The 13,207-nt window shown below is 45.3% G+C and carries 12 protein-coding genes; all 12 read left to right on the forward strand.

Annotated elements, in window-relative coordinates; genetic code table 11:
- Positions 1-132: 132 nt before the first annotated feature.
- The 12 genes from ACYTXU_RS02830 (at position 133) to hisD (ending at position 13,175) form a co-directional block, all read left to right on the forward strand.
- Complete coding sequence (locus tag ACYTXU_RS02830) at positions 133-1,770, forward strand: CTP synthase (RefSeq protein WP_462208201.1); 1,638 nt, start codon at positions 133-135, stop codon at positions 1,768-1,770.
- Between the two features lie 79 nt (positions 1,771-1,849).
- The gene (gene kdsA / locus ACYTXU_RS02835; protein WP_462208203.1) at positions 1,850-2,710 is read left to right on the forward strand and encodes a 3-deoxy-8-phosphooctulonate synthase; all 861 of its coding nucleotides are present in this window, start codon (positions 1,850-1,852) and stop codon (positions 2,708-2,710) included.
- A 121-nt stretch (positions 2,711-2,831) separates the two neighbouring features.
- Positions 2,832-4,106, forward strand: coding sequence for a phosphopyruvate hydratase (eno, locus tag ACYTXU_RS02840; RefSeq protein ID WP_462208204.1), 1,275 nt, complete (start codon positions 2,832-2,834; stop codon positions 4,104-4,106).
- A gap of 79 nt (positions 4,107-4,185) precedes the next feature.
- A complete protein-coding gene (ftsB, locus tag ACYTXU_RS02845) occupies positions 4,186-4,503 on the forward strand; it encodes a cell division protein FtsB (protein ID WP_462208205.1) in 318 nt (105 codons plus the stop codon).
- Between the two features lie 26 nt (positions 4,504-4,529).
- The gene (ispD, locus tag ACYTXU_RS02850) at positions 4,530-5,231 is read left to right on the forward strand and encodes a 2-C-methyl-D-erythritol 4-phosphate cytidylyltransferase (RefSeq protein WP_462208207.1); all 702 of its coding nucleotides are present in this window, start codon (positions 4,530-4,532) and stop codon (positions 5,229-5,231) included.
- Positions 5,232-6,102: 871 nt separating this feature from the next.
- A complete protein-coding gene (hisG, locus tag ACYTXU_RS02855) occupies positions 6,103-6,951 on the forward strand; it encodes an ATP phosphoribosyltransferase (protein WP_462208209.1) in 849 nt (282 codons plus the stop codon).
- Positions 6,952-6,990: 39 nt separating this feature from the next.
- Positions 6,991-8,703, forward strand: coding sequence for an aminotransferase class I/II-fold pyridoxal phosphate-dependent enzyme (locus ACYTXU_RS02860; protein WP_462208211.1), 1,713 nt, complete (start codon positions 6,991-6,993; stop codon positions 8,701-8,703).
- The gene (gene hisB, locus ACYTXU_RS02865) at positions 8,700-9,296 is read left to right on the forward strand and encodes an imidazoleglycerol-phosphate dehydratase HisB (protein WP_462208212.1); all 597 of its coding nucleotides are present in this window, start codon (positions 8,700-8,702) and stop codon (positions 9,294-9,296) included. The genes ACYTXU_RS02860 and hisB overlap by 4 nt, the downstream gene beginning before the upstream one ends.
- The gene (gene hisH, locus ACYTXU_RS02870; protein WP_462208214.1) at positions 9,293-9,901 is read left to right on the forward strand and encodes an imidazole glycerol phosphate synthase subunit HisH; all 609 of its coding nucleotides are present in this window, start codon (positions 9,293-9,295) and stop codon (positions 9,899-9,901) included. Before hisB ends, hisH begins: the two co-directional genes overlap by 4 nt.
- On the forward strand, positions 9,889-10,719 hold the full coding sequence (gene hisF / locus ACYTXU_RS02875) for an imidazole glycerol phosphate synthase subunit HisF (protein ID WP_462208216.1): 831 nt from the start codon (positions 9,889-9,891) through the stop codon (positions 10,717-10,719). Before hisH ends, hisF begins: the two co-directional genes overlap by 13 nt.
- A 10-nt stretch (positions 10,720-10,729) precedes the next feature.
- Positions 10,730-11,968: a phosphoribosyl-AMP cyclohydrolase gene (gene hisI, locus ACYTXU_RS02880; protein WP_462208218.1), complete on the forward strand. Its 1,239-nt coding sequence runs from the start codon at positions 10,730-10,732 to the stop codon at positions 11,966-11,968.
- Entirely contained in the window at positions 11,958-13,175 is a 1,218-nt protein-coding gene (hisD, locus tag ACYTXU_RS02885; protein WP_462208219.1) for a histidinol dehydrogenase, read from the forward strand. Before hisI ends, hisD begins: the two co-directional genes overlap by 11 nt.
- Positions 13,176-13,207: the final 32 nt, after the last annotated feature.

The raw sequence follows: 13,207 nt of genomic DNA on the forward strand, positions 1-13,207 counted from the left end.
GTCAGAATTCGAAAAGCTACGATATATAAGGCCTTCAGGCCGATTTTTGCATTGGCAAAATTTATATATTGTTGTTTATGGTGTTTTTGAGCAGAGCTAGCTGCTCGCAATTATTTAAGTTGGGTTAGGCTTATGACCAAGTACGTATTTGTTACCGGTGGTGTTGTTTCTTCTTTGGGTAAGGGTATTGCGGCGGCTTCGATTGCTGCACTTCTAGAGTCGCGTGGTTTGAAAGTGACCATGTTGAAACTGGACCCTTATATTAACGTGGACCCCGGCACTATGAGCCCATTCCAGCACGGTGAAGTGTTTGTGACTGAAGATGGCGCAGAAACCGATATGGATTTGGGCCACTATGAGCGATTCGTGCGTACTCGCATGCATCAACGCAACAACTTTACCACCGGCCGTGTCTATTCGGATGTTTTGAAAAAAGAACGTCGCGGCGACTATCTGGGCGGCACCGTTCAGGTTATTCCTCATATCACTGACGAAATTAAGCATAAAATCATCGAAGGCGCCAAGGGTGCTGATATCGCGATGGTTGAGATCGGTGGTACCGTAGGTGATATCGAGTCATTGCCTTTCATGGAAGCGATTCGTCAGTTGCGCTTTGAAGTAGGCAAAGAAAATGCCATGTTTGTGCATTTGACCTTATTGCCTTATATCGCCACAGCCGGCGAACTAAAAACCAAGCCTACCCAGCACTCAGTAAAAGAATTACGCTCGATTGGTATTCAGCCAGACATGTTGATTTGTCGTTCGGACCGTTCAATCCCAGCCAGTGAGCGCGGAAAGATTGCCTTGTTCACGAACGTTAAAGAGCGTGCGGTAATTTCTCTGCAAGACGTTGATAGCATTTATCGTATTCCTGCAATTTTGTTGAATCAGCACGTTGATGACTTCATTTGTGAGCGCTTTGAAATCAAAGTGCCTGAAGCGAATTTGTCTGAGTGGGAAGAAGTCCTGTACCGCGAAGCCAATCCAAAAGGCGAGGTTAATATCGCCATGGTCGGCAAGTACATGGATCTGACTGAAGCCTACAAATCCTTGACCGAAGCTTTAAAACACGCTGGTTTGCATACACGTCAATCGGTAAAAATTCATTATATCGATTCTCAGGATATCGAAAAGAAAGGCACTGTCCTGCTAAAAGACATGGATGCTATCTTGATTCCCGGTGGTTTCGGCGAGCGTGGCGTTGAAGGTAAAATTGCCACCGCACAGTATGCCCGTGAAAACAAAATACCTTATCTCGGCATTTGCTTAGGTATGCAAGTGGCGGTGATTGAGTATGCTCGCCATAAAGCTGGCATGGAAAATGCAAACAGCTCAGAGTTTAATCCTGAAAGCCCGTATCCTGTTATCGGCCTCATCACCGAGTGGATCAACCGTGATGGTTCTAAAGAAGAACGAGCGGATGATTCGGATTTAGGTGGAACTATGCGACTTGGTGCACAGCCAGCCGACATCAAGAAGGGAACTAAAGCCTTCGATATCTACCAAAGTGAAGTGATAAACGAACGCCACCGCCACCGTTACGAAGTTAACAATAACTTACTGCCAAAGCTCGAAGAAGCTGGCCTTGTGGTATCATGTACCTCTACTGAAAAGCATTTGGTAGAAATGGTCGAACTGAACGATCATCCTTGGTATGTGGCTTGTCAGTTCCACCCGGAGTTCACTTCGACCCCTCGCGACGGGCACCCATTATTCAGTGCATTCGTGAATGCGGCGAAAGATTGCCATGAGAAGAAAATCTCCGGTTAATCAAATAGTTATTAAGGTTAGACAAGTTATTAAGGTAAGACTGGTTATTTAAGGTGAGATTAGTTATTAAGGTAAGAATATGAAATTACTGGATTGGGAAGTTGGTCTGGATCAACCATTTTTCTTGATATGTGGTCCCTGCGTCATCGAAAGCGAGCAGCTGGCGATTGATACTGCAGGCTTCATGAAGGAAATGACTGACAGACTGGGCATCCCCTATATATACAAGTCATCGTTTGATAAAGCGAACCGCTCATCCAGTAAAAGCTTTCGTGGGCCAGGGCTTGAAGAAGGTCTGCGTATTCTGCAAAAAGTCAAAGATCAGGTGGGCGTTCCGGTCTTAACCGATGTACACGAAGACACACCGATGCACGAAGTGGCGGATGTGGCCGATGTGTTACAAACTCCAGCATTTTTATGCCGCCAGACTAACTTTATTCGTAAAGCGTGTGAGCCCGGCATTCCGGTAAACATCAAAAAAGGTCAGTTCCTGTCGCCATGGGACATGAAGAACGTAGTTGATAAGGCGCGCGAAACTGGCAACCAGAACATTATGGTATGCGAACGCGGTGTTTCCTTTGGTTACAACAATCTGGTATCGGATATGCGTTCGCTGTCGATTATGCGTGATACAGGTTGTCCCGTGGTTTATGACGCGACCCATTCTGCGCAGTTACCGGGTGGACAAGGTTCTTCTTCTGGTGGCTTGCGTGATGTGATCCCTGTGTTAGCCCGTGCTGCGATTGCGGCCGGTGTTTCTGGTGTTTTCATGGAATCACACCCGAACCCCGAAGTGGCCAAGTGCGACGGCCCAAACTCTTTCCCCATGTACCGCATCGAAGAAATGCTGCGTGTCATGAAAGAGCTGGACGATGTGGTCAAAAAGGCCGGCTATATTGAGGACTCTATACACGAATTTGGTAAGGGCGACTTGCTCTAAGTTTCTAACACTCCTGTTCTCAGGAGTGTTTTTTTATGTCTATTGTATTTTGATTTTTTTGAATTTGGGTTTCTTTATTCAAAATTAAGTTTTGGTTAAAACAATTTAAGAGGGTAATGGCTTGAAAATTACAGATATCATCGGTCGCGAAGTATTGGACTCACGCGGCAATCCAACAGTTGAAGCAGAAGTGGTGTTAGAGAATGGCGTACGCGCTATGGCATGTTCACCATCAGGTGCATCAACCGGTTCACGCGAAGCATTGGAATTGCGTGATGGTGATAAATCTCGTTACCTGGGCAAAGGCGTATTAAAAGCCGTTGGCCACGTTAATAATGAAATCAAGTCAGCACTTATTGGCAAAGATGCCACTGATCAGGCTGCCATTGACCAAGTTATGCTTGATCTGGATGGCACAGAAAATAAAGAAAAACTCGGTGCCAACGCCATTCTTGCCGTGTCTTTAGCGAATGCAAAAGCGGCAGCGCAAGCATTGGGCAAACCTTTGTATGAGCACATCAATCGCGATGGTAACTTCTCAATGCCAGTACCGATGATGAACATCATCAATGGTGGTGAGCACGCGGATAATAACGTGGATATTCAAGAGTTTATGGTTATGCCTGTTGGCGCACCAACATTCTCTGAAGCGTTGCGCATGGGTGCGGAAATCTTCCACAACTTACGTAAAGTGTTGCAGGAAAAAGGTTTGAATACCGCTGTGGGTGATGAAGGTGGTTTTGCTCCAGATTTAGGTTCAAATGAAGAAGCGATTCAGGCCATCGTTGAAGCGGTTGACCGTGCTGGCTATAAGTTGGGTGATGACGTTGCGTTAGCCTTAGATATTGCTTCCAGCGAATTCTACAAAGACGGCAAATATCACTTGTCTGGCGAAGGTAAAGTCTTAAGCTCAGCTGAGTTTACCGATTATTTAGCAGACTGGGTTGAGCGTTACCCAATCGTATCTATCGAAGACGGTATGGACGAAAGTGACTGGGAAGGCTGGAAATTGTTGACTGACAAAATCGGTAGCAAATGTCAGCTGGTTGGTGACGATTTATTCGTTACTAACACTAAGATCCTGTCAAAAGGGATTGAGCAGGGTGTTGCTAACTCGATTCTGATCAAAGTGAACCAGATTGGTACTTTGACTGAAACCTTGGCAGCAATTGATATGGCGCATAAGGCTGGTTACACCGCTGTGATTTCACATCGCTCCGGTGAAACAGAAGATACCACGATTGCTGATTTGGCTGTTGCAACAGCTGCTGGTCAGATTAAAACGGGTTCATTGTGCCGTTCTGACCGTGTTGCCAAATACAATCAATTGTTGCGTATTGAGTCAGCACTAGGTGAAAAAGCACCTTATCCTGGCAAGAAAGCCTTCAAGTTCTAGTGAAATATAGCCGTATGGGGCAAGTAAGTACTATCATATTTGCTTTATTTGCCCCCTGTTTTCTGGCATTGTTACGATTATGAAATGGGTTGCCCTGACATTACTGGTCGTTTTGACCAGCCTTCAATACCGAATCTGGTTCGGGCAATCTTCTTTTCGCGAAATAAAGCAACAAGAAGCCAGAGTCGAATTAGTCAAATCCGAAAATGCTGAACTGGCGCTACGCAATCAAAAAATTCTTGCTGAAATACATGACCTGAGAGAAGGGACGGACGCCATTGAAGAGCGTGCGCGTTATCAACTAGGCATGATCAAAGAAGGTGAAACTTTCTTCCGTATTCTCGACTCGAGAGAGGATTCTCGACAAGAGTCTCGTCAGGGCTCTTCTCAAGAGTAGCGCTAAGACTTTCTTAAGTAAAAAATATGACTGAAAATAAAACCAAGATTTGGGCACTGATTCCAGCAGCTGGAATTGGCAGTCGCATGAAAGCCGAACTGCCCAAGCAATATCTCGAAATAGACGGCAAAACCATTCTTGAACATAGCCTCTCCAAGTTTCTCGAACATCCTTCCATTGATAAAGTTGTTATTGCCTTGCATCCGAATGACAACTATTGGATAAAGCTCAAAATCGCCAAGCATCCTAAAATTATTACCGTAGAAGGTGGTGAAACGCGTGCCGAGTCAGTGCTTAATGGGCTGCAAGTCATTAAGCAGCAGAAGGGTGGCGACGACTGGGTGATGGTGCACGACGCCGCCAGGCCATGCCTTGATGCAGGCAGCATCGATGCGCTGATCCAGGCAGGCAAAGACTCAAAACACGGCGCCATTCTGGCTATTCCCTCAGTGGACACCGTCAAACTCGCAAATGCCAATCAAACGATTGATAAAACGCTTAACCGCGAACAAATCTGGTTAGCCCAAACACCGCAATACTTTCCCGTTGAAGCCTTAGCGACAGCAATTGAGACAGGCTTACAGCAAGGATTGCCCATAACCGATGAAGCCTCCGCTATCGAAGCACAAGGCCAACATCCAGCTCTGGTCATAGGAACTCGCAAAAATATTAAAGTCACCGAACCCGAAGATATGATGCTAGCGTCGGTTTGGTTGGCGGGTAATTGATCGTTGTAGGGTGGGCCTTGGCCCACCATCTGTGAAGAGTCTGAGCGTGAGCCTGATTAAATTATACAAACGTTGCTCCTATTTTACGTTAGTTTAATTGAGTGTTTCGCTCTTCAGCGAGCCCCTTTTCTTTGCTTGTCCAAAGAAAAGGAACCAAAAGAAAGGACACCCCGAGATTGAGGTCTCGCTTTGCTCAACTGTCTTCGGTTCTCCCAAAATACTTAACGTAACAGAATTTACATCACATCCATGTGCTGAAAATTCTTATCAAAATCATCTCCCTAAAGGGATTTCCTTCGGTCACAGATTTTGATTACTATATTTTGTACGTACCTCAGCTCAATCTAAGGGGTAATTGGAGCAAGCCTGTTGGGTGAGCCCTTACAAGCAACTTATCTAATATAAGTATTAAATATTAATGACACTGTTGACACCTCTCATCGGATAGGTTTTAATCGGCCTCATGAATACAGTAATGACTCAAATTCACCACCATCACCACCATTCTGACCGATTGGCGGTGTTGCTTTATGTGTGAAATTTACTGATTAGGAATTTCTAAAAGCCCCGCCAAAAGCGGGGCTTTTTTTATGCCTGTAACTTTTACCGATTATTTATAACTGACTATTAAACTAATTAAACGAGATAAAAAGATGTTTTTAAACAAGAGCTTACATCATCACCATCATCATACACTGCGCGAGCGACGGTGGTGGTGCTTATGTTTAAGGCTTTTTTAAGACTCAGTTAAACAGTTAAGACACACAGGTTTAAGAACCCCGTTGCTCCGAAAGGTCAACGGGGTTTTTTATTGGCTTTAATAAATGATGATTTTGAAACTTTAAAATTTTTAAACTTTAGGAGAAATGACATGGCTTTAAAAATGGTAATCCCAAAAGGGAAGTTGTACGACAAGGTGGCTGAGCTACTTTCTGATATTGGCCTGACGCTGGTTGGGGACAGTCGTAATTATCGGCCTCAGCTATTTGGCTGTGATATCGAGGTTAAGTTGCTGAAAAGCCAGAATATTCCAGAAATGGTGGCGCTGGGGCAACATGATATTGGCTTCGCCGGTATGGACTGGGTGCTGGAGCAGGAAGCAGACGTTGAGGTTCTTGAGGATTTAGGTTTTAACCCGGTCAGACTGGTTTCCTGCATTCCTGAAGATTGGGATTGGAATGAAGTGCAACAACGGAAAATCATTGTCGCTTCCGAGTATAAAAAGATTTCAGTTAAGTATCTCGATAAATTAGGCGTTCAATATCAGTTGCTTCGTGCTTATGGCGCGACTGAAGTATTCCCTCCAGAAGATGCGGATATGGTGATCGACAATACCAGCACAGGCTCAACCATTCGTGCTAACCGTTTAAAAATTGTTGATACCGTCATGGAAAGTTCAACCCAACTGATTGCCAATAAAAACGTGCTTAATGATTCAGAGAAGCGCCAGCAGATTGATGATTTGTTGTTGTTAATGCGCGGTGTTTTGAATGGTCGTAAGCGTGTCTTGTTGGAGATGAACTGTTCGGAAGAAAGTATTGACCGAGTGGTTGATTTGCTACCAGCAATGCGTGCGCCCACAGTAAGTCGATTATATAACGCAGACGGTTTTGCCATTAAAGCGGCCATTGAGCGCAAGCTGATCAAAGACTTGCTGCCGAAGCTGATTACTGCTGGGGCGACGGATATTTTAGAAACGCCGATTCGCAAAGTGCTGTAGTGATAGTTGAAAAGATAGCTGAAAAAAAGGATAAGTGTGATGAATATGAAAGAAATTAGAACTGAGCCTTTAAAGCTCGATTTTAATGAGCGGGCGGATCGTTTTCCTGAGTGGCTGGATATCAGCAAACTATCGCCGCAGAATTATTGGCGTTATCCCGATCAGTCTCAGTTAAAATCAACTATGAGTGAGCCGCTGGGTTTGAAATCTGAACAGATCTTAGTAACCAACGGCGGCGACGAGGCGATTGAACTGATGTTCAAACTGGCAACGCTAGAGCAGCGCGAGTTGATCATTCCTATGCCTGCTTTTAGTCAATATTTATCAGGCATCAAAGTTTGGAACAGTAAAGCTCAGTTGATTCCTGCTAAACCAGATTTATCAATTGATCTTGAGGCAAGCCTGCAAGCACTAACAGAGAAGTCGATTCTGGTATTGACCAGCCCGAATAACCCAACCGGTGAAACGCTTTCTTTGGATGTCATTAGAGATGCTTGTCAAAAGGCCAAGAACAAAGGAGCGGAGGTCTTTCTTGATCAGGCTTATATTGAATTTACAGGGCAGGCAGAAGCGTCACTTTCCTTGCTTGAAGAGTTCGATAATCTGCTATTGCTTCGCACTTTATCTAAAGCTTATGGACTGGCTGGCATTCGATGCGGTTATCTATTGGGTTGCGAAGCTTTCATCCAGCGATTTGCTGCGCGCAAGATGCCATTCAATGTTCCACAGCCAACTCTTGAAATTGCACTTCAGGCATTCACTCAAGCCGCACAGCGTGATGTGGCGGACTTTACCCAACGCATCGCAGAGAACCGTGATCTGTTAGTGCAGTTTTTGCGCCAGCGTGGTTTGAATGTGCTAGATAGCGAGGCCAACTTTATTCTGATTGTTGATAACTCGCAACGATTGCAGCTGATTAAAGCAGCTTGTGAACAAAGCAATATCCAGATTAAAACTGATTTGGTTGGACTGGATTTACAGGAGGCGGAATTAAACAGTCCGGATTCACAAGAGCAGTCAGCTATTCGCATTGCCATTCCTTATGACTATGAGCCGCTTAGAAAGGCTCTGATTTTGGCGCTTAAACCTGAGTTGATTTGCTTTGATATGGATGGTGTCTTGATCGATACAAGCAAGAGTTATGACGCTGCAATTAAGCAAACTGTAGAGTTTTTTACCAAAACAAAAACTGATCAGGAAGCAATCGATAGGTTACGTTCACGCGGTGGCTTCAATAATGACTGGGTACTGACTTATGAATTAATAAAGCAGCAATTGGAAGAGTCATTGCCAGGCTACGTTTCAGTGGTTGAACAGTTTCAGTTGTTTTATCTGGGTAACGGTGAGCAGGCAGGCCTCAATCAATTAGAAGAGGCTTTATTAAATACAAATCTTTGCACTCAGTTATTTGTACAGAATAGCAAGCAATTTAAAACAGCTGTGGTCACGGGGCGTCCTCGTGGAGAAGCAGAAATTGGTCTGGAGCTATTGGGTATTCGAAATACTTATCTGGTCAGTGATTGTGACGTTATTGAATCAAAGCCTGCGCCAGAGGGCATCAATCAATGTAAAACCTATTATGGCGCTACTTATTGCTGGATGCTGGGTGATACACCGGATGATATTCAGGCAGCTAAAGCAGCGGGCGCATTGGCCATAGGTATTGCTCAAAGCGAGAGCGCAGAAAATTTATACCAGGCGGGTGCAGATCTTGTAGTGGCGTCTGTCAATGAATTAGAGAGGTTGTTATGACAGAACAAACTAAAAGTAAGTCGATAGTTTCAATCGTCCGTCAAACCAAAGAAACGGCGATTCGACTGGAGTTGAATATTTATGGCACACAGCAACTCAAAATTAATACAGGTTTACCTTTTTTCGACCACATGCTGACTCAATTAGCGTTACATGCGGGTTGGGATTTGCAGCTTGAAGCAAAAGGTGATTTAGAGGTTGATGATCACCACTTGATCGAGGACGTGGCGATTTGTTTAGGCCAGGCTTTGCAACAGGCGTGGCGTCAGCAGGAATCAATTACTCGCTATGGTCAACGTCTGTTGCCGATGGATGCCAGCCTGATCATGGTCGCGGTGGATGTGTGTGGCCGTGGTTATGGGATAACGGATTTACCTTTTACGCGTGAGATGATTGGCAATATCGCTACTGAGATGTGGAAACACTTTTTCTACACTTTCGCGATCAACGCGCAGATTAGTCTGCACATTAAAGCGGAGTATTTTGATAACAATCACCACTTGATCGAAGCCAGTTTTAAAGGGCTCGCTTTTGCATTGCGTGAAGCATTGATTCCTAAGCAGGGGGTAAACAGCTCCAAGGGGAGTTTATGAGTGAAGCTATCATAAAAGAATGCGCAAAAAAGATCGGCATTATCAATACTGGCGCTGGCAACCTGTATAGCTTAAATGGTTGCTTGCGTCGTATAGGTTTTTACCCGGTCACTATCAATCAAATGAGCGATCTGGAGCGCTGCGAGCTTTCCGCGTTGGTGATTCCTGGTCAAGGTCGTTTTGGAACTGTAATGACCAATCTGAAAGTTAGTGGCTTGGATCAGGCTATAAAGAACTGGTATCGCGACAATAAAAAACTGATAGGCATCTGTGTCGGCTTGCAGATTATGTTTGAAGAATCTGAAGAAGATCTCGGTGTTGCTGGGTTGGGATTATTGCAGGGCAAAGTGACACGTCTGAAAAGTCCAAAGCAACCGATGGTTGGCTGGGCTGATGTTCAGTCGAGTGAAGACTGGCTTAATAACCAGACGCTGTATTTTGTGAATAGTTATGGTGTTAGCAATAGTGATAAATCCATTGCCGCAGTGACCTATGGTCAAACGTTTGTTGCGGCCATCGCGAGCAAGAACATGATTGCATTTCAATGCCATCCAGAAAAATCCGGTAAAGCGGGCGAAGAGGTATTAAAGCAATGTCTGAGTTAAACAGCTCTGAGTTAATGAAGAAAACTGAAAAAGGCCTCAAGTCGCGCGTCATTGTGTGTCTTGATGTGGCACACGGCCGTGTGGTCAAGGGGGTCAATTTTAAAGGCTTGCAGGATATGGGAGACCCGGTTGAGTTGGCGGTTCGTTATCAGGAGCAGGGTGCTGATGAGATTGTGTTTCTTGATATCAAAGCGACTCTTGAGCAGCGCGCTAATGCTTTAGAAACGGTAACCCGGGTAGCCGAAAATCTATCGATTCCATTCACCGTTGGTGGCGGACTCAATAGTTACAACGATGTGGCGCAGTTTCTAAATGCCGGAGCCGACAAGGTGGCGCTGAATAGTGCTGCAGTGAAGCACCCTGATTTGATTGATCAGATTGCAAAGGGCTTTGGTTCGCAGTGTGTAGTGGTGGCTGTGGACTTAAATCAAGAGAAAGACCAGCAGCTAGAGGGCGGCAATTATCAGGTCTTCATCAATGGTGGTAATACTTCGACTGATTTAGATGCCATGCAGTGGCTCGCGGAAGTCGAGCAGCGTGGTGCTGGCGAAGTCTTGCTGACAGCGATGCATCGCGATGGCACTGGCCTTGGCTTTGATAATGAGTTGATGAGCAAAGTTAGTGAGCAACTTGCCATTCAAGTGATCGCTTCCGGAGGCGCTTGCAAACCTGAGCACTTTACCGAAACCTTTCTTGCAGGCAGCGATGCAGCGCTGGCAGCAGGCATGTTCCATCGTGGCGAATTTACGGTTGGTCAGGTGAAAGACGAATTATTGAGAAACGGTGTTGCCGTTCGAAACGAATACTTAAAAGATTAAGGTAAAAATTATGTTGATTCCAAGTATTGATTTATTAGATGGCAAAGCTGTGCAATTGCAGCAAGGTGATGCCAGTCGAAAGATTGTAGAAAAAGACAATTTGTTCGAATTGTTGGAAGAGTTTTCTTTGTTTGGCGAAGTCGCCATTATTGATTTAAATGCTGCTTTGGGGAAGGGCGACAATAAAACGTTAATCAAGCAACTAATCAAAAAATTTCCCTGTCGTGTGGGTGGTGGGATTCGTGATTACGATACTGCCAGAGATTATCTTGCCAGTGGTGCTAAAAAGATTATTTTAGGGACTTGTTGCCGCGAAGAATTTGTTAAGAAGTTGCCAAAGTCACAGCTGATATTTGCCATTGATGCAAAAGGTGATGACTGGGTAACTCACGGCTGGCAGTCCTCTTCAAATAGCAAAGTTGCAGCCATGATTGATGAGCTGCAACAAAACTGCTCAGAGTTTCTTTATACCCAGGTGGAAAAAGAAGGCATGATGCAAGGCATTGATCGTGAGCGAATAGAACAGGTCATCAAGCAATCAAAAATTCCGGTAACCGTTGCTGGTGGTATAACCGATCTGGATGACATTCAGTTTATCAATAAGCTTGGTGCTAACAGCCAGTTAGGTATGTCAATTTACACGGGTAAGTTAAAACTGGATGAGGCAGTTATGGCTTGTCTTGATTTTGAAAAAGCGCCCTTGATTCCAACCATTGTGCAAGATGTGGAAACCAGTAAAGTGTTGATGTTGGCCTACTCTAATCAGGAGTCGTTAGAAGCCGCCATCAGCAAGCGTGCAGGTATCTATTTCAGTCGCTCGCGCAACGAGCTGTGGGAGAAAGGTTTAACCAGTGGCAATCAACAGCAATTGGTGAATGTCGATTATGACTGCGATGGCGATACTTTATTATTCAAAGTCAGACAAACAGGTAATGCCTGTCACTTCGAACGCTATAGTTGTTTTGCAGGTCAATCAGCTTCTTTTGAGCTGGACACTTTGGACCGCATTTTTGAACAGCGCATGCAAACTCAGGAAATCAAAACCTTTAGTCAAAAGCTATTAGCTAGCGATGCGCTGCAGCAAGAGAAGTTACGCGAAGAATGCGAAGAGTTAATCGAGGCTGATGCACAAGATGAAGTACGCTGGGAAGCGGCTGATTTGATCTTCTTTGCATTGGCTCGTGCCAAATCAAAAGGTGTGTCATCGAACGATATTATCAATGAACTAGGAGCACGTAATGGCGGATAAATCTTATATAGAGTGCTCCACTAACTGGAAGCGTCCAAATCTCGCCCAGTCACCAGAATTGTTTCAGCAGGTTGCAAAGCTGTTGAAAGAAATTGAAACCGGCGGTGATTTAGCGGTTGATAGTTTGAGTAAACGTTTTGATGGTTATCAGCCGCGCAAAATTGATCTGAAACCTTATCGTGATTATGAGCTCGCCCCACTGCTGCTGAACTCTATCGAGCAAGCTGCGAAGCGAATCGAAGCCTTTTGTACTTTACAGAAAGGCACTTTGCAACCGCAGCAGATTGAAGAAGAAAATGGCATCTTTGGATTTCAGTACAGTCCGATTGAAGCGATTGGTGCTTATATTCCGGGTGGGCGCTTTCCGCTAATCTCTACAGCCCTGATGACATTAATTCCGGCACAAGTTGCGGGTTGCGAACGTCGAATAGCCTGTTCGCCATCAATACACCCTGCAATTTTGGCTGCGGCATCGCTGGCTGGCGCAACAGAGTTTTGGCAGGTCGGTGGCGCGCAGGCCGTTGCTGCCATGGCATTTGGTTATCAGAACATGTTGCCGGTGCAGATGGTAGTGGGACCCGGCAATCAATATGTCAATGTGGCTAAGCAGTTGCTGCAAAGTCGAATCAAGATTGATGTGGCAGCCGGACCAAGCGAATTGCTGATCCTGGCCAATGCTGAGGCGAATAAGGAATGGTTGATTGCGGACATGGCGGCTCAGGCGGAGCACGATCCGCAGGCGCAAAGCGTGCTGGTCAGTGATGATGCTTCCTTCTTGCAGTCGGTCGAGCAGCAGTTGTTGGCTAATGATGAGTTACGTGCTTTGCTTGATGGCGAGCAGATTGTGCTGTTACAGGCTCGCCACGTCGACGACATGATTAAGTTCAGTAACCGTTATGCACCAGAGCACTTGTTGCTGGCCGATGAGCGGATTCAAGCAGAACAGTTGAAGCACTATGGTTCACTCTTTATTGGCCAGAACAGCGCGGTGGCCTTTGGTGATTATTGTGCCGGGCCTAACCACACCTTACCAACCATGGGCAGCGCTAATCGCTCCAGTGGTTTATGTGTGCAAAGCTTTATGAATATTCAGTCGTACCAGCAGGTGACTGATGCAGGATGCAAGCAATTGGCGGAAATAGGGCGTCCATTGGCCGAGGCGGAGCAATTGGTTTGGCATGAACGCAGTATGCAGGTAAGATCCTAGCAATCAGTTTTTAAGCGCGAGTGTTAGGATTT

The sequence above is a fragment of the Kangiella sp. M94 genome, assembly GCF_054926195.1.